The following is a 17,592-nucleotide window of genomic DNA, read 5'->3' as shown; positions in this document are numbered from 1 at the left end:
GCAGCGGCCTCCCCTTCACCGGGGAGGCCTGGCTGCAACGATTTCCGAGCGCCACGCTCGTACCTCAACCCCGCCAATTTGGCGGGGCTTTTTTTGCCCGCCTCAATTGCCCAGGCGCCTACAAAGGCCACGCAGGATAACCGTCCATCATTGCGACTGTAGAAATCCGCTGCACGGCCGATAACCCACTTATAGCACTTAGCCTTCATCCTCTCTTGTCAGTCCGTGCTGCATGATGCAACCTTGCCGCAGACAGCAATAAAGAGGGCGATAGCCCGGCGCGATGCGCATTTTTCCAAGCGAGCTCCCCCATGAAAAGCCAACCCGATGTCGCCCGAACGGCGGCCGAGGTCGTGACGCAATTACCGGTGCCTTCGCGCCTCGGTATGCTGCGTTTCGAGCGGCTGAATGAGGCCAGCTGGGCGCTGCTGTACCTTGACCCCAATTGTGAACGCCAATTCGGCTTGCCCGCCGTAGAGCTGTGCTCGCTGATCGGCTCGCCCTACGCCAGCCTGATGGAGCCCCAGGCACGCTACCAGTTGCATGACGCGATCCAGCAGCAACTGACCGCCAGCCCCCACTACCTGGTGCGCTACACCTTGCACACCAACGACGGCCAGTTGAGCCTGCTGGAGGTCGGCGAGGCCTACAAGCAGCACAATCGCCACCTGCTACGCGGCTACCTGATGGTGGTAGACGGCTTGTTCAGCAACCTGGCGCCGATGCCCACCGCCGACCTGGAGGACCAGAACAGCCGCCTGCAGATCGCCCTGGAGCTCAACCAGCGTGCACAACAGGAACAGTTGCAGCACCTGGAGCGGGTGCGCGCCCAGCAGGAGCTGATCCTGCTGCTGGCCCGCCAGCGCTACAGCACCAACAATTCCCTGCAAGAAGCCGCCGAACTGATCACCCGCAGTGCCTGCGATATCTACCAGATCGACTGCGCCAGTATCTGGAACCTCGAAGGCCAGCAACTGGTGCCGATTTCTGCTTTTCACCGCGCCGACCAGCAGCACCATCTGCCCTTGCCGATTGATGCCAGCGGCTTCCCGGACTACCTGGAAGCCCTGCAAAGCAGCCGCGCCATCGACGCCGGCAATGCCCTGCGCGATCCCCGCACCCGGGACATGGCCGAAAGCCTGCGCCCCCTGGAAGTCCACGCCATGCTCGACGCCAGTATCCGCGTGGATGGCCAGGTGGTGGGCGTGCTGTGCCTGGAACAAAGCACTTGCACCCGAGATTGGCTGTCCGATGAAATTGCCTTTGCCGGTGAATTGGCCGACCAGTTCGCCCAGGTCATCAACAACCACAACCGTCGCACCGCCACCAGCGCCCTGCATCTGTTCCAGCGCGCCGTGGAGCAAAGTGCCAACGCCTTCCTGCTGGTCAATTGCGACGGCGTAGTGGAGTACGTCAACCCCAGCTTTACCGCAATCACCCAGTACAGCACCGAAGAAGTCCACGGCCATCGCCTGGCCCAGTTGCCGGCCCTGGAAAACCTCAGCGAACTGCTGTTCGACGCGCCCTCCAGCCTGGCCCAAAGCAACAGCTGGCAGGGCGAGTTCAAGAGCCGGCGCAAAAACCTCGAACCGTACTGGGGCCAGCTGTCGATTTCCAAAGTGTATGGCGACAACCGCGAACTGACCCACTACATCGGCATCTACGAAGACATCACCCAGGCCAAGCTGGCCCAGCAGCGTATCGAGCGCCTGGCCTACACCGACAACCTGACCAACCTGGGCAACCGCCCGGCGTTTATCCGCAACCTCGACGAACGCTTCGCCCGCGACAGCGACGCGCCCATCAGCCTGTTGCTGGTGGATATCGACAACTTCAAGCGGATCAACGACAGCCTCGGCCACCAGACCGGCGACAAGTTGCTGATCAGCCTTGCCCGGCGCCTGCGCAACAGCCTCAATGCCGGCGGCAGCCTGGCGCGTTTTGCCAGTAACGAATTTGCGGTGCTGCTCGACAACGCCGACCTTGAAGTCGGCCAGCAAATGGCCTGCCAGTTGTTGATGACCCTCGACAAACCGATGTTCGTCGACAACCAGTTGATCAGCGTCACCGGCTCCGTGGGCCTGGCCTGCGCCCCGCTGCATGGCCGCGACCCACAGACCCTGATGCGCAACGCCGGCCTGGCGCTGCACAAGGCCAAGGCCAACGGCAAGCACCAGGTGCAGGTGTTTACCGAAACCCTGAATGCCGAGGCCAGTTACAAACTGTTCGTGGAAAACAATCTGCGCCGCGCCCTGACCCAGAACGAGCTGGACGTGTTCTACCAGCCCAAGCTGTGCCTGCGCAGCGGGCGCCTGCTCGGCATGGAGGCGCTGTTGCGCTGGAACCACCCGGAAAAGGGCATGATCCGTCCGGACCAGTTCATCAGCGTCGCCGAAGAGACCGGCCTGATCATCCCCATCGGCAAATGGATCGCGCGCCAGGCCTGCCGCATGAGCAAGCAGTTGAGCGCCGCGGGCATGGGCAACTTGCAGGTGGCGATCAACCTGTCGCCCAAGCAGTTTTCCGACCCGGACCTGGTGGCCTCCATCGCCAGCATCCTCAAGGAAGAACAGCTACCGGCCAACCTGCTGGAGCTGGAGCTGACCGAGGGCCTGCTGCTGGAAGCCACCGAGGACACGCGCCTGCAACTGGATCAGTTGAAGAGTTTCGGCCTGACCCTGGCCATGGATGATTTCGGCACCGGCTACTCGTCCCTGAGTTACCTGAAGAAATTCCCCATCGACATCATCAAGATCGACCGCAGCTTTATCCATGAAATCCCGGACAACCAGGACGACATGGAAATCACCTCGGCGGTGATCGCCATGGCGCACAACCTCAAGCTCAAGGTGGTCGCCGAAGGCATCGAGACTGCCGAGCAACTGGCGTTCCTGCGCCGCCATCGCTGCGACGTCGGCCAGGGCTACCTGTTCGACCGGCCAATCCCCGGCTCCGAGTTGCTGGACAGGCTCAAACGCTATCCACGCGGGCCAATCGCCTGACAGCGCTGTAACACTCGGGCACACTGGTGGTCTGAACTGTTAACTCAACCTGACGAGAGGACTGATCATGGTCTTGCGCTCGGAAATCCTGGTGAATAAAAACGTGCTGCCTACTGCCGAACAAGCCCTGCCTGGTCGTGAAACCCCGATGAATCTGCCCGAGACGCACTTCGTCAACGGCAACCCGCTGCTGGGCCCGTTTATGGACGATGTGGGGTTTGCGATTTTTGGCCTCGGCTGTTTCTGGGGCGCAGAACGCAAATTCTGGCAGCGCGACGGCGTGGTCAGCACCGTGGTCGGCTACGCCGGCGGCTTCACACCAAACCCGACCTACGAAGAAGTCTGCTCGGGCCTGACCGGCCATAGCGAAGTGGTGCTGGTGGTGTATGACCAGGCCAAACTCAAGTACGAAGACCTGTTGAAAATGTTCTGGGAACTGCACAACCCAACCCAGGGCATGCGCCAGGGCAATGACATTGGCAGCCAGTATCGCTCGGTGATCTACGCGACCACGCCTGAGCAACTGGAGGCTGCGAAGGCCAGTGCACAGGCCTATCAGGAAGAACTGACCAAGGCCGGCCTGGGCGAGATCACCACGGAAATCGACGAGGCGCCCACGGTGTACTTCGCCGAGGCCTATCACCAGCAGTACCTGGCGAAGAATCCCCAGGGTTATTGCGGGATCGGCGGTACTGGCGTGACCTGCCCGATCTGACGTCAAAAGCATCGCGGGCAAGCCCGCTCCCACATGGGATCACATCACCATGTGGGAGCGGGCTTGCCCGCGATAGCACTCTAAAGAGCGATGCCGTTACTCGGCGATCAGCCAATCCATCTGCCACCCACCCTGGGTCTGCCCCAGTTTTTTCGACAGCCACGGCAGCAGCTCACGCAACTCCTCCTCCAGCCCCCACGGCGGGTTGGCAATCGCCAGGCCCGAACCGGTCAGGGTGTTGGGGGTATCCAGCGGATGCACCAGCAACTCCACGCGCAGCAGCTTTGGCGCGCCGGTGCCGGCCAGGTCCTGGTAGAAACGGCGCAACATGCGCTGGTCCTTGACCGGGTACCAGATCGCGGCGACCGTCTGGCGCATGCGGCCCACGGCTTCCTTGAGGGAGGCGGCGCAACGCTGCATCTCGTCGAGTTGCTCGAACGGCGGGTCGATCAGCATCAGCGCGCGCTTTTCCGGCACCGGCAGCAAGGCCCGTGGCACATGCCAGCCTTCGCCCAGATGGACCTTCACACGGCGGTCGCCCTTCATGTTGTCCTTGAGCAACACGCCGTCTTCCGGGTGTTTTTCGTTGAGCAGCACGCGGTCCTGGGGGCGGGTCAGGCGTCGCGCCAGTTCTGGCGAACCAGGGTAATAGCGCAATTGGCCATCCGGGTTCATCTCGTGCAGCACCCGCATGTAGTCAGCGGTCAGCGCCGGCAGGTCCGCCTCGCCCCACAGGCGGGCAATACCTTCCAGGTATTCACCGGTGCGGTTGGCCTGGTCGCCTTGCAGGTCATACAGACCAATCCCGGCGTGGGTGTCGAGATAGGCAAACGGCTGTTCCTTGCGCGACATCAGGGCGATGAGGCGGGTCAAGGTCAGGTGTTTGAAGACATCGGCGTGGTTGCCGGCGTGAAAGGCGTGACGATAATTCATGGTTGCTCCTGCGCAGGGGGCGAAGTTTACCTTTTACGCGGGCAAAGGTGCAGGGCTGCATGCCGGGCGGTGCTTATGTCGCAAATGTAGGAACAGCAGCGAAAACGTTCTAGCGAGTTATGTGCGAGCGGGCTTGCCCGCGATGCAGGCGACGCGGTATTACCCGTACTCTGCGCTGATGCCATCGCAGGCAAGCCAGCTCCTACCTTATCCGGGGCTGCCCCATGCAATCCAGGGAGGTCAGTATCCACCATGAAAGACGCCACAATCGCATTGCACCACGGCTTCAAATCGGACCCGACCACCAAGGCGGTCGCCGTGCCGATCTACCAGAACGTCGCCTTCGAGTTCGATAACGCCCAGCATGGCGCCGATCTGTTCAACCTCGACGTACCCGGCAATATCTACACGCGGATCATGAACCCCACCAACGACGTGCTGGAACAGCGCATGGCCGCGCTGGAAGGCGGGATCGCGGCCCTGGCCGTGTCGGCGGGCAGCGCGGCCATTCACTATGCCATCCAGGCCCTGACCCGCGCCGGCGACAATATCGTCTCCACCCCACAGCTGTACGGCGGCACCTACACCCTGTTCGCCCACCTGCTGCCGAGCTTCGGCGTTGATGTGCGCTTCGCCCGCAACGACTCGGCCGAGGCCATCGCCGAGCTGATCGACGACAACACCAAGCTGGTGTACTGCGAAAGCATCGGCAACCCGGCGGGCAATATCGTCGACCTGCAGGCCCTGGCCGACGTCGCCCATGCCCGCGGCGTACCGCTGATGGTGGATAACACCGTCGCCACGCCGATCCTGTGCAAGCCGATCCAGTTTGGCGCGGATATCGTCGTGCATTCCCTGACCAAGTATGTCGGCGGCCACGGCAACTCTCTGGGCGGGGTGATTGTCGACAGCGGCACCTTCCCCTGGACCGACTACCCGCAGAAATTCCCCGGCCTCAACCAACCCGAGCCGGCCTACCATGGCGTGGTGTACAGCGAGAAATTCGGCCCCGCAGCCTTTATTGCCCGTGCCCGCACCGTGCCGCTGCGCAACACCGGTGCCGCCCTGGCCCCGATGAATGCCTTCCTGCTGCTGCAAGGCCTGGAAACCCTGGCCCTGCGCATGGAACGCCACACCGAGAACGCGTTGAAAGTCGCGCAGTTCCTGCAGGCCCACGAGCAGGTGGAATGGGTCAGCTACGCCGGCCTGCCGGATCACCCGCACCATCACCTGGCGCAAAAGTACATGCAGGGCAAACCCTCGGCGATCCTGTCCTTCGGCCTGAAGGGCGGCTATGCCGCCGGGGTGCGCTTCTACGATGCGCTGCAGATCTTCAAGCGCCTGGTGAATATCGGCGACGCCAAGTCCCTGGCCTGCCACCCAGCGTCCACCACCCACCGGCAGATGAACGAGCAGGAGCAGGCCAAGGCCGGCGTACGTCCGGAGATGATCCGCCTGTCGGTGGGCATCGAGGCGATCGAGGACCTGCTCGATGACTTGCAGCAGTCACTGAACGCCTGACTCAACCCCGCTCGCCGGCCAGGTAGGCAATCAATGCCTGCTGCCCGGCGTAAGGTGGGCGCACAAAGTACGCGACCTTGTGCTGCAAGGTCGCTGGCGCGAAGGCGTCGTGCACGTCGGGATGCTCCTGGGCCAGCCATTGCAGCAGGTTATCCACCAGGGTCACGCTGGACTGTTCGCCAAGCTGCTTGAGTAGCGTGGGGGGCACCTCCCACCAGGGACTTTTCCTCGCCGCCCCCACTCCCGTGGCCGGCACTTCCTGGAGCTGGCCGTTGATCCAGTAGCGTCGAAATACCGCAAGCACCTCCCCCGCACCAGGCCCCAGCCCTTGCAGGATCGGCAGCAGATAGCCACCATCCCAGAAGCGGAAAAACACTTCCTGCCCCTCGGGCAAACGCACCTTGGTCAGGCTGGCGAGATGTTCGACCACCGTGGGCAGCGGGCTGGAGGAAATGGCCAACCAACCCCAATCGGTAGCCGCGCATTCGGCCACCCAGTCGAGAAACCCACTGCTCTCGCTGACCAATGCCACATAGGGCATCACCTCAGCCCAGGCGGCGTACTCGCTGCCGGCCCACACCGGGCTCAATGGCCCGCCATCTGCCTGGCGCCAGGCCGCCACCGGCTGACACTCACTGGTACTGGCCAGGATGACAAACAGCTGCTCGCCGTCCTGCAGCGGCTCCTGGGCCAGCCACTCACGGGGGGTCATCAGCGCAAGCCCCCCACTCGATGCTGCGGAGTGTCGCAGACGCCATTGTTGCAGCGCTCACACTCCTCACAGAACGGCGCACTGCGCCTGAAGCTGAACACCTGTGCGGCACTCAACGGTGCGGCCAACACCGCCAGCAGGGTTTCCTGAACCCCTGGACGCAGGGGTGATGGCGCCGTGGCAGCCGACGGCGCACCGCCCAACTGGATCGGTGTGCTGCTGAAAATCCCCCCGGCCGACAATGTGATCCATTGCCCACCGGCCTGCAGCGTCAGGCTGGCGCCGCCATCGACCACCATTTGCTGGCCTGCGCCGAGGCTGATCTGCTCGCCCGCCTGCAACGAATAACGCGCCACTTGCACCTGTTGCTGCCCCGCGATCACCAGGTGATCGTCCTGCTTGAGTTCCGTCAGCCGGTTGCCGTGGGTAATCCGCTGCTCTTCGCCGTGCAACTCGTGGTGCGACTCGCCGCTTACCTGCACATGCCGCTGGTGATCCACCTGCAGGCGCAGATCGTGGAGCACGTGCTGGGTCCAGTCGCGTTGGGCCCGCAGGTAGATCTGCTCGGCGCCCTTGCGGTCTTCGATGCGCAGCTCGTTATAGCCACCACCCCCTGGGCTGCTCTGGCTGCGGAAGATGCTGCGGGTCTTGTCCGCGGGCAGGTCGAGGGGCACTGGCGTCGCGCCATTGGCCAGGCAGCCGACCACCAGCGGCATATCGACATCGCCGTTGACGAACCCCACCAGCACTTCCATGCCCACCCGCGGGATCACCACGCTGCCGTAGTGTTCGTGGGCCCAGGCGCTGGCAACCCGCAGCCAGCAGCTGGAATGTTCGCTGTATTGGCCGTGGCGATCCCAGGCCAGTTGCACCTTGACCCGGCCAAACTCATCGCAATGGATTTCGCTGTCGACCGGCCCGGTGACCACAGCGTTCTGAAAGCCTGCAACCGGCGCCCTCGCCGCAGGCAGCGGCGGGCGAAACGGCACGTCCCAGGGCGTGGCGAAGAACTCGTTGCGATACCCCTGCTCATCCATCGCGCCGACAGACTCCTCCAGCACTTGCGGTTGCCGGCCCTGGTGGATCACCCGCGTCACCAGCCACAGGCCATTCCATGCCTGGCGCGGATGGTCGGCCAGTGTGAGGAACTGTCCGCTGACCAGCGCCGTCTGGTCGCCCTCGCCGTAGGCTTGCCGCTGGTCGCTGCGATGACGCTCCAGCGCCCGCTGCGCCAGGTGCTTGCCATGGGTACGGTCGGTGAAGTGCCCAGGGTAGCCCTGGGCCTCCAGCGGCGGTAGCTGCTCGCCGAGGGCGGCGCTTTCCAGCACCAGACGCGGCTTGCGAAAATCATAGTCGCGCAGGTTGACCCCGGTAGTCCGCGCCTCCAGGCGCACCGTGAAACGCTTGATCACCGGCGCCGCCGCCACCATGCCCGAACCCGGCGCATAGCCCGTCGGCTGGGCTGCCTGGGCAAACACCGTCTGATCATCGCCGAACACCAGCAGATGCCCGTCCGGCCGGTGTTGAAAGTGATAGTGAATCCCCAGTTCGGCGCACAGCCGCTGGATAAATGCCAGGTCGGTTTCATCGAACTGCACGCAGTACTCGCGCTCGGGATAGGTCGCGCCCAGTCGCCACTCAAAGGCATCGCGCTGGATGCCCTGCCCCTCCAGCACCAGGCTGACAATCTGCGGCACCGTCTTGTGCTGGAAAATGCGTTGCCGGGCACTGTGTTGCAGATAGGCCAACTGCGGCACCAGGCTCAATTGATAATGGGTCAGGCGCCGGCCCGAGTCACCTTGCGCGACCCGCTGGATTTGCCCATGGATGCCATGGCCCTGGGCATCAAAGGCGAGAAAGGCCTGGCGGTGCAGGAGGTTTTCCAGATCCAGGTCCGGCTGTTCGCTGACCAACTCAAGATCGAAACGATAGGGCTGGCTGATAGCCTCCTCGCCCTTGAACGCCAGGACCTTGAGGTCACTGGGCTGGCCATCGACAGTCAGGCTAAACGCACTTTGATTGGCAGGAGCGAACATCCGGTGTTTCTCTGCAAGTGGAGGGCCTGGAATTCTGCACCAGCCATTTGCCGAGCTGCGTACGCTGCAGGCAATTCAGTTAATCCCTACAACGCAGGCTCCATCGTCGCACCCAAAAAAAACGGCCCGACATCCAGGGATGCGGGCCGCTTTCAGTTCAGCAGGCCATCAAGGCCTGCATGAACGCCTCACTTGTTGAGGTTGTAGTCTTTCTCGGCAGCTGTGAAGCGCTCAACCATACCGGCAGTCGGGGCGCCCATCTTGCTCACGAAGTAGATCGCCAGGCTGGCGAACAGGAAGCCTGGGATGATTTCGTACAGACCCAGCAGCTCGAAGTGTTTCCACACGATCACGGTGATCGCGCCGACCAGGATACCGGCCAGTGCGCCGTTGCGGGTCATGCCTTTCCACAGGACCGAGATCAGGACCACAGGACCGAACGCGGCGCCGAAGCCGGCCCAGGCGTAGCTCACCAGGCCCAGTACGCGGTTTTCTGGGTTAGCAGCCATCGCGATGGCGATCAACGCAACCACCAGCACCATGATCCGGCCGACCCATACCAGCTCAAGCTGGGAAGCGCCCTTGCGCAGGAACGCCTTGTAGAAGTCTTCGGTCAGGGCGCTGGAGCACACCAGCAACTGGCAGCTCAGGGTGCTCATCACGGCAGCCAGGATGGCCGACAGCAGCACGCCAGCAACCCAAGGGTTGAACAGCAGCTTGGCCAGCTCGATGAACACACGCTCTGGGTTTTCGGTCACGGGACCGGCCACTTCCGGGTGTGCCGAGAAGTAGGCAATACCGAAGAAACCTACGGCCACGGTGCCGGCCAGGCACAGGATCATCCAGGCCATGGAGATGCGACGCGCCTTGGCAATCGACTTGACCGAATCCGCCGCCATGAAACGCGCGAGGATGTGCGGCTGGCCGAAGTAGCCCAGGCCCCAGCCCATCAGCGAGATGATGCCGATGAAGGTGGTGTTTTTCAGCATGTCGAAGCTGGTTGGATCCTTCGCTTCAATAGCCAGGAAGGTGGTATCGACACCGCCGGTGGCCAGCAGCACGATGATGGGCGTCAGGATCAACGCGAAGATCATCAGGGTGGCTTGTACGGTATCTGTCCAGCTTACTGCCAGGAAACCACCGATAAAGGTGTAGGCAATCGTCGCCGCAGCACCGGCCCACAGCGCCGTCTCGTAGGACATGCCGAAGGTGCTTTCGAACAGACGGGCACCGGCCACGATGCCGGAAGCGCAGTAGATAGTGAAGAACACCAGGATCACTACCGCCGAGATAATCCGCAGCAGGCCGCTCTTGTCTTCAAAACGGCTGGAGAAGTAGTCCGGCAGGGTCAGGGCGTCGCCGTTGTGTTCGGTCTGCACGCGCAGGCGACCTGCCACAAACAGCCAGTTCAGGTAAGCACCGACGATCAGGCCGATGGCGATCCAGCTTTCCGACAGGCCCGACATGTAGATGGCACCTGGCAGGCCCATCAACAACCAGCCGCTCATATCCGAAGCGCCAGCCGAGAGTGCGGTGACGACGCTGCCGAGGCTGCGACCACCGAGGATGTAATCGGAAAGGTTATTGGTGGAGCGATAGGCCATGAGACCAATCAGCACCATTGCCGCGATGTAGATCACAAATGTGATCAAGGTTGGATTACTTACGCTCATTGAGTTACGCCCTGGCTTTGTTTTTATGTAGCGGCGGTCTGTCAGGCCATCTACAACCGAGTAGTGTGTAGACGAAGCTGCGTGCCGCGCATTTATGACTGACGTTTCCCCAGGAAAGCCATCAGCCGATGAACCGAACCCTAGGGTTGGTTGCACCTTGGGCGTGAATGCTATTCAACAAAGCAAATAAGGTGCAACCAGTTTCGTGAGAATTAGTTGCACCCTGGCGCGTTTTTCGGCAAACGGCGGTTTTTTGCTCCTTTTCGGAGCAAGAACAGCCAAATCCAGAAGCAAATGCACCAATATTCAGCCGATTTGGTCGAGTGAAAATGATTTCTGACGAGCAGCGTGAATTTCATGAAGAAAATGGGTTGCACCCGGTTGCACCTCGTACGGCGCAAAGCTAATCTTGCCGCCAGCTGATGCCACACAGTAGTGGCACCCATGAGGATAAAAATATGGCTACGACCACCCTTGGGGTCAAACTCGATGACCCAACCCGCGAACGCCTCAAGGCCGCCGCGACCTCCATTGATCGCACGCCGCACTGGCTGATCAAGCAGGCAATTTTCAATTACCTGGAGAAACTCGAGGGTGGTGCAACCCTGACCGAGCTCAACGGTTCGGGCCTCAAGGACGCAGACGACGCGGGCGAGGTGCAGAACGACCACGCTCACCAGTGCTTCCTCGAATTTGCCGAAAGCATCCTGCCGCAATCGGTGCTGCGCGCCTCGATCACCGCCGCTTACCGCCGCCCCGAGCCGGAAGTGGTGCCGATGCTGATCGAGCAGGCTCGCCTGCCGGCCCAGATGGCCGAAGCCACCAACAAGCTGGCCGCCTCGATTGCCGAAAAACTGCGTAACCAGAAGAGCGCCGGCGGCCGTGCCGGTATCGTCCAGGGCCTGCTGCAGGAATTTTCCCTGTCGTCCCAGGAAGGCGTGGCCCTGATGTGCCTGGCCGAAGCGCTGCTGCGGATCCCCGACAAGGGCACCCGTGACGCGCTGATCCGCGACAAGATCAGCACCGGCAACTGGCAGCCGCACCTGGGCAACAGCCCATCGTTGTTCGTCAACGCCGCCACCTGGGGCCTGCTGCTGACCGGTAAACTGGTCGCCACCCACAATGAGGCCGGCCTGACCTCCTCCCTGAGCCGCATTATCGGCAAGAGCGGCGAGCCGATGATCCGCAAGGGCGTCGACATGGCCATGCGCCTGATGGGCGAGCAGTTCGTCACCGGCGAAACCATCGCCGAAGCCCTGGCCAATGCGAGCAAGTTCGAAGCCAAGGGCTTCCGCTACTCCTACGACATGCTCGGTGAAGCTGCACTGACCGAACACGACGCACAGAAGTACCTGGCCTCGTATGAACAAGCCATTCACTCCATCGGCAAAGCCTCTCACGGCCGTGGGATTTATGAAGGCCCGGGCATCTCCATCAAGCTGTCGGCCCTGCACCCACGCTACAGCCGCGCCCAGTACGAGCGCGTGATGGACGAGCTGTACCCACGCCTGCTGTCCCTGACGCTGCTGGCCAAGCAATACGACATCGGCCTGAACATCGACGCCGAAGAAGCCGACCGCCTGGAGCTGTCCCTGGACCTGCTCGAGCGCCTGTGCTTCGAGCCGCAACTGACCGGCTGGAACGGTATCGGTTTCGTGATCCAGGCTTACCAGAAGCGCTGCCCGTACGTGATCGACTACGTGATCGACCTGGCACGCCGCAGCCGTCACCGCCTGATGATCCGCCTGGTAAAAGGCGCGTACTGGGACAGCGAAATCAAGCGCGCCCAGGTCGAAGGCCTGGAAGGCTACCCGGTCTACACCCGCAAGGTGTACACCGACGTTTCCTACATCGCCTGCGCACGCAAGCTGCTGTCGGTACCGGAAGTCATCTACCCGCAGTTCGCCACGCACAACGCCCACACCCTGTCGGCCATCTACCACATCGCCGGCCAGAACTATTACCCCGGTCAGTACGAGTTCCAGTGCCTGCACGGCATGGGTGAACCGCTGTATGAACAAGTTGTAGGCAAAGTTTCCGAAGGCAAGCTGAACCGTCCATGCCGCGTGTACGCGCCGGTCGGCACCCACGAAACCCTGCTGGCCTACCTGGTGCGTCGCCTGCTGGAAAACGGCGCCAACACCTCGTTCGTCAACCGTATCGCCGACCAATCCATCTCGATCCAGGAGCTGGTGGCCGATCCAGTGGCCAGCATCGAGCAGATGGCGACGCTGGAAGGCGGCTTCGGCCTGCCGCACCCGCGTATCCCACTGCCACGCGACCTGTATGGCAGCGAGCGCGCCAACTCTGCCGGTATCGACCTGGCCAACGAACACCGCCTCGCGTCGCTGTCCTGCGCCTTGCTGGCCACCGCGCACAACAACTGGAAGGCCGCGCCGATGCTCGGTTGCGCGTCCAGCAATGAAGCCGCTGTGCCAGTGCTGAACCCGTCCGACCTGCGTGATGTGGTTGGCCACGTCCAGGAAGCCACGGTCGAAGACGTCGACAACGCGATCCAGTGCGCCCTGAATGCCGCACCGATCTGGCAGGCCACCCCGCCGGCCGAACGCGCCGCGATCCTCGAACGTGCCGCCGACTTGATGGAAGGCGAGATCCAGCCACTGATGGGCCTGCTGGCCCGTGAAGCCGGCAAGACCTTCGCCAACGCCATCGCCGAAGTGCGTGAAGCCGTGGACTTCCTGCGTTACTACGCCGTGCAGGCGCGTAACGATTTCACCAACGACGCCCACCGCCCACTGGGCCCGGTGGTGTGCATCAGCCCGTGGAACTTCCCGCTGGCGATCTTCAGTGGCCAAGTCGCCGCCGCACTGGCCGCCGGTAACCCGGTATTGGCCAAGCCGGCCGAACAGACCCCGCTGGTCGCCGCGCAAGCCGTGCGCCTGCTGCTCGAAGCCGGCATTCCGGAAGGCGTGCTGCAACTGCTGCCGGGCCAGGGCGAAAGCGTTGGTGCCCGCCTGGTGGGTGATGATCGCGTCAAAGGCGTGATGTTCACCGGCTCCACCGAAGTGGCGCGCCTGCTGCAACGCAATGTCGCCGGACGCCTGGATGCCCAGGGCCGCCCAATCCCGCTGATCGCCGAAACCGGTGGCCAGAACGCGATGATCGTCGACTCCTCGGCTCTGACCGAACAGGTGGTGATCGACGTCGTCTCCTCGGCCTTCGACAGTGCCGGCCAGCGTTGCTCGGCCCTGCGTGTACTGTGCCTGCAGGAAGATTCGGCAGACCGCGTTATCGAAATGCTCAAGGGTGCCATGGCCGAATGCCGTCTCGGCAACCCGGAGCGCCTGTCTGTGGATATCGGCCCGGTAATCGACGCCGAAGCCAAGGCGGGCATCGAGAAGCACATCCAGGCCATGCGCGACAAAGGCCGTACCGTGTACCAGGTGGCAATTGCCGACAGTGAAGAAATCAAGCGCGGCACCTTCGTGATGCCAACCCTGATCGAGCTGGAAAGCTTCGACGAGCTGCAACGGGAGATCTTCGGCCCGGTCCTGCACGTGGTGCGCTACAAGCGTAAGGAAATCGACCAGTTGATCGGTCAGATCAATGCTTCTGGCTACGGTCTGACCCTGGGCGTGCACACCCGTATCGACGAGACCATCGCCAAGGTGATCGACAACGTCCATGCCGGTAACGTCTACGTTAACCGCAACATCGTCGGTGCCGTCGTCGGCGTGCAGCCATTCGGTGGCGAAGGCCTGTCGGGTACCGGCCCGAAAGCCGGTGGTCCGCTGTACCTGTACCGCCTGCTGTCGACCCGCCCTACCGATGCGATCGAGCAATCCTTCGTACGGGGCGATGCACTGGCCGCACCGGATGTGCGCCTGCGTGACGCCATGAGCCAACCGCTGAGTGCCCTGAAAACCTGGGCCGACGGCAACAAGTTCAGCGAACTGAGCGCCCTGTGCAGCCAGTTCGCCGCGCAATCGCAAAGCGGTATCACCCGCCTGCTGGCCGGCCCGACCGGCGAGCGCAACAGCTACGCCATCCTACCCCGCGAGCACGTGCTGTGCCTGGCGGACGTAGAAGGCGATCTGCTGGCGCAACTGGCGGCCGTACTGGCTGTGGGTAGCTCGGCAGTGTGGCCGGAATCTGACCTGACCAAGGCACTGTTCCCACGGCTGCCGAAGGAAGTTCAGGCGAAGATCCAGCGTGTAGCCGATTGGACCAAGGACGAAGTGATCTTCGACGCCGTCCTGCACCACGGCGATTCCGACCAACTGCGTGGGGTTTGCCAGCAAGTGGCGCAACGCAGCGGCGCGATTGTCGGGGTCAATGGCCTGTCCTCGGGCGAAACCAACATTGCGTTGGAGCGCCTGGTGATCGAGCGTGCGTTGAGCGTCAACACCGCTGCGGCGGGTGGTAACGCGAGCCTGATGACTATCGGCTAGTCACCACCGAGCACTCCCACGCTCTGCGTGGGAGTGCAGCCCAGGACACTCCGCGTCCGCGACGCAGAGCGTCGCAAGAGGCGTTCCCACGCAGAGCGTGGGAACGATCTTGTACATTCATCCTGCCTTTGTTTTGCTGCTCCATCACCCAGATCAATCTTGCTATCGCGCCTCTATTCGCGCACTTAGACTGCGGCCTATTCCCAAATAGGTAAGCCGCCATGTCCGAGACGCTCCTCAGTTCCCGCAATCTGGCTTTCGAGCTGTATGAAGTCCTCGATGCCGAGGGCCTGACCCAGCGCGAGCGGTTTGCCGAACACACTCGCGAAACCTTCGATGCCGCCATCGGCACCGCCCGCCACATCGCCGAAAAGTACTTCGCCCCCCACAACCGCAAGGGCGACGAGAACGAACCGCGCTACGAAGATGGCCAGGCGATCCTGATCCCGGAAGTGAAACCTGCCGTGGATGCCTTCCTCGAAGCCGGCTTTCTCAATGCGGCGCGCAGTTTTGAAGCCGGTGGCATGCAACTGCCGACGCTGCTGTCCCAGGCCTGTTTTGCGCACTTTCAGTCAGCCAATGCGGCTTCCACCTCGTACCCGTTCCTGACCATGGGCGCGGCCAACCTGATCGAGAGTTTTGGCACCGAGGAGCAGAAGCAACGCTTTCTGCAACCGATGATCGAGGGCCGCTTCTTCGGCACCATGGCCTTGACCGAACCCCATGCCGGCTCGTCGCTGTCGGATATCCGCACCCGCGCCGAGCCGGCGGCGGATGGCACCTACCGCCTCAAGGGCAACAAGATCTTTATCTCCGGTGGCGATCACCCGCTGTCGGAAAACATCGTGCACATGGTCTTGGCCAAACTGCCGGACGCGCCCGCCGGGGTGAAGGGCATTTCGCTGTTTATCGTGCCCAAGTTCCTGGTCAACGACGACGGCAGCCTGGGCCCGCGCAATGATGTGCTGCTGGCCGGGCTGTTCCACAAGATGGGCTGGCGCGGCACCACCTCCACCGCGCTGAACTTCGGCGATAACGGCGAGTGTGTCGGCTATCTGGTGGGCAAGCCGCACCAGGGTCTGGCCTGTATGTTCCAGATGATGAACGAGGCGCGGATTGGGGTCGGCATGGGTGCGGTGATGCTCGGTTATGCCGGTTACCTGTACTCCCTGGAATACGCCCGGGAACGCCCGCAAGGCCGCCTGCCCGACAGCAAAGATCCGAACACCGCGCCGGTGTCGATCATCCAGCACGCTGATATCAAGCGCATGTTGCTTACGCAAAAAGCCTATGTAGAAGGCGCCTTCGACCTGGGCCTATATGCCGCGCGCCTGTTCGATGACACCACCACCCTGGACAGCGAAACCGGGCGCAGGCAGGCCCATGAGTTGCTGGACCTGCTGACCCCGATCGTCAAATCCTGGCCCTCGGAGTTCTGCCTGAAGGCCAACGAGCTGGCGATCCAGATTCTCGGCGGCCACGGCTACACCCGCGAATACCCGGTGGAGCAGTACTACCGCGACAACCGCCTGAACCCGATCCACGAAGGCACCCATGGCATCCAGTCCCTGGACCTGCTGGGACGCAAGCTTGCGCAAAATGGCGGTTCGGGCCTGAAGCAGTTGATTCGCCTGATCGCCGAGACCGGCGCACGGGCCCAGCAATACCCGTCACTCACGGCCATGCGCGAACCACTGGAGCAGTTGGTGGCGCGCCTGCAAAGCGTGACCCTGGGGCTGTTGACGGATCTCGCCCAAGGCAAGGTCAACAGCAGCCTGGCGAACTCGGCGCTGTACCTGAAAGTGTTTGGGCATACGGTGATTGGCTGGCGCTGGCTGGAACAGGCGATCCGCGCCGAAGAAGGGCTGGCCAGGGGGAATGCGACGGATGTGACTTTCTATAAAGGCAAGCTGCAAGCGGCCCGGTACTTCCTGACGTGGGAAGTACCGGGCTGCCATCATGAACTGTCGATCCTGCAGGCGCGGGACGATACGTGCCTGGCCATGCAGGATGAATGGTTCTGATCAGGGCTGGCCGATGGCCTTGGCAATCACGTCGACCGTGGCGCTGACTTGCTCTTGGTAACGGTCGAGTTCCTGCTGGTGACGCTGCTGCATGTCGATCTGTTCGGCACATAGATTCAGCGCCGCCAGCACCAGCAGCTTGTCGCCGATCAGGGTCGGGTACTTCTGCTTGGTGGTTGCCAGGGACGCCTTGAGCAGGGTCACGGCCTTGAGCAGGGTGCTGTCTTCCCCATCCGGGGCCTTGATCGAGTAATCCTCACCGAGAATCGAAACGACCTTTATCCCTTCACTCATGCGCTGACAGGACCTGCGCTCACACGCTCAACCAACGCCTGGATACGGGCTGCGGTGGCGCCCTGCTTTTCTTCCTGCTCCATCAGGTTCAGTTGCAAGCTGTCGTTCTCATCCTTGGCGCGGGCCAGCTCGGCCTTGAGGGATTCGTTGGTGCCCAGCAGAGCTTGATTCTGCTGCACCAGGTCACTGACCAGTTGTTCCAGTTGGCTGAGGGATGTTTCTAACATTTTGAATTCTCGGGCTTTTTCAAAGGGCGGTGACGATAAAGAA

At 62.4% G+C, this 17,592-nt stretch carries 11 protein-coding genes; 5 read left to right on the top strand and 6 right to left on the bottom strand.

All coding sequences use genetic code 11. The annotated features are described in order from the left end of the window. Window positions 1–311: 311 nt before the first annotated feature. Together PSH73_RS02030 and msrA are read left to right on the top strand one after the other, a co-directional pair. Window positions 312–3,002 carry a bifunctional diguanylate cyclase/phosphodiesterase gene (locus tag PSH73_RS02030; protein ID WP_057958112.1) on the top strand — a complete coding sequence of 897 codons (2,691 nt, stop codon included), beginning with the start codon at window positions 312–314 and terminating at the stop codon, window positions 3,000–3,002. Between the two features lie 67 nt (window positions 3,003–3,069). Continuing rightward, complete coding sequence (gene msrA / locus PSH73_RS02025; protein ID WP_057444633.1) at window positions 3,070–3,717, top strand: peptide-methionine (S)-S-oxide reductase MsrA; 648 nt, start codon at window positions 3,070–3,072, stop codon at window positions 3,715–3,717. Window positions 3,718–3,813: 96 nt separating this feature from the next. On the opposite strand, the gene PSH73_RS02020 is transcribed toward msrA, so the two are convergent. Beyond that, on the bottom strand, window positions 3,814–4,650 hold the full coding sequence (locus tag PSH73_RS02020) for a 23S rRNA (adenine(2030)-N(6))-methyltransferase RlmJ (protein ID WP_057958111.1): 837 nt from the start codon (window positions 4,648–4,650) through the stop codon (window positions 3,814–3,816). A 252-nt stretch (window positions 4,651–4,902) separates the two neighbouring features. Here PSH73_RS02020 and PSH73_RS02015 point away from each other — a divergent pair, with 252 nt between their 5' ends. Further along, window positions 4,903–6,171 carry an O-acetylhomoserine aminocarboxypropyltransferase/cysteine synthase family protein gene (locus tag PSH73_RS02015; RefSeq protein ID WP_057437305.1) on the top strand — a complete coding sequence of 423 codons (1,269 nt, stop codon included), beginning with the start codon at window positions 4,903–4,905 and terminating at the stop codon, window positions 6,169–6,171. 1 nt (window position 6,172) lies between these two features. On the opposite strand, the gene PSH73_RS02010 is transcribed toward PSH73_RS02015, so the two are convergent. The 3 genes from PSH73_RS02010 to putP all read right to left on the bottom strand — a co-directional run bounded on the left by PSH73_RS02010 (window position 6,173) and on the right by putP (window position 10,592). Further along, entirely contained in the window at window positions 6,173–6,883 is a 711-nt protein-coding gene (locus tag PSH73_RS02010) for a DUF4123 domain-containing protein (RefSeq protein ID WP_057958110.1), read from the bottom strand. Further along, complete coding sequence (locus PSH73_RS02005; RefSeq protein WP_186625796.1) at window positions 6,883–8,919, bottom strand: type VI secretion system tip protein VgrG; 2,037 nt, start codon at window positions 8,917–8,919, stop codon at window positions 6,883–6,885. Before PSH73_RS02005 ends, PSH73_RS02010 begins: the two co-directional genes overlap by 1 nt. Window positions 8,920–9,107: 188 nt before the next feature. After that, window positions 9,108–10,592, bottom strand: coding sequence for a sodium/proline symporter PutP (gene putP, locus PSH73_RS02000; RefSeq protein WP_057958108.1), 1,485 nt, complete (start codon window positions 10,590–10,592; stop codon window positions 9,108–9,110). Between the two features lie 458 nt (window positions 10,593–11,050). On the opposite strand from putP, the gene putA reads away from it, so the two are divergent. Further along, on the top strand, window positions 11,051–15,004 hold the full coding sequence (putA, locus tag PSH73_RS01995) for a trifunctional transcriptional regulator/proline dehydrogenase/L-glutamate gamma-semialdehyde dehydrogenase (RefSeq protein ID WP_169959906.1): 3,954 nt from the start codon (window positions 11,051–11,053) through the stop codon (window positions 15,002–15,004). A gap of 221 nt (window positions 15,005–15,225) precedes the next feature. Then, window positions 15,226–17,028: an acyl-CoA dehydrogenase gene (locus tag PSH73_RS01990; RefSeq protein ID WP_120731348.1), complete on the top strand. Its 1,803-nt coding sequence runs from the start codon at window positions 15,226–15,228 to the stop codon at window positions 17,026–17,028. Here PSH73_RS01990 and PSH73_RS01985 read toward each other — a convergent pair whose 3' ends face one another. Next, window positions 17,029–17,322: a cell division protein ZapA gene (locus PSH73_RS01985; protein WP_057437293.1), complete on the bottom strand. Its 294-nt coding sequence runs from the start codon at window positions 17,320–17,322 to the stop codon at window positions 17,029–17,031. Then, window positions 17,319–17,549, bottom strand: coding sequence for a hypothetical protein (locus PSH73_RS01980; RefSeq protein WP_029299225.1), 231 nt, complete (start codon window positions 17,547–17,549; stop codon window positions 17,319–17,321). Before PSH73_RS01980 ends, PSH73_RS01985 begins: the two co-directional genes overlap by 4 nt. Window positions 17,550–17,592 lie beyond the last annotated feature (43 nt).

The organism is Pseudomonas sp. FP2294 (assembly GCF_030687625.1).
GTDB lineage: Bacteria > Pseudomonadota > Gammaproteobacteria > Pseudomonadales > Pseudomonadaceae > Aquipseudomonas > Aquipseudomonas shahriarae.
Note: the sequence above shows the minus strand (reverse complement) of the source record. Positions and strands in the feature narration are given on the sequence as shown.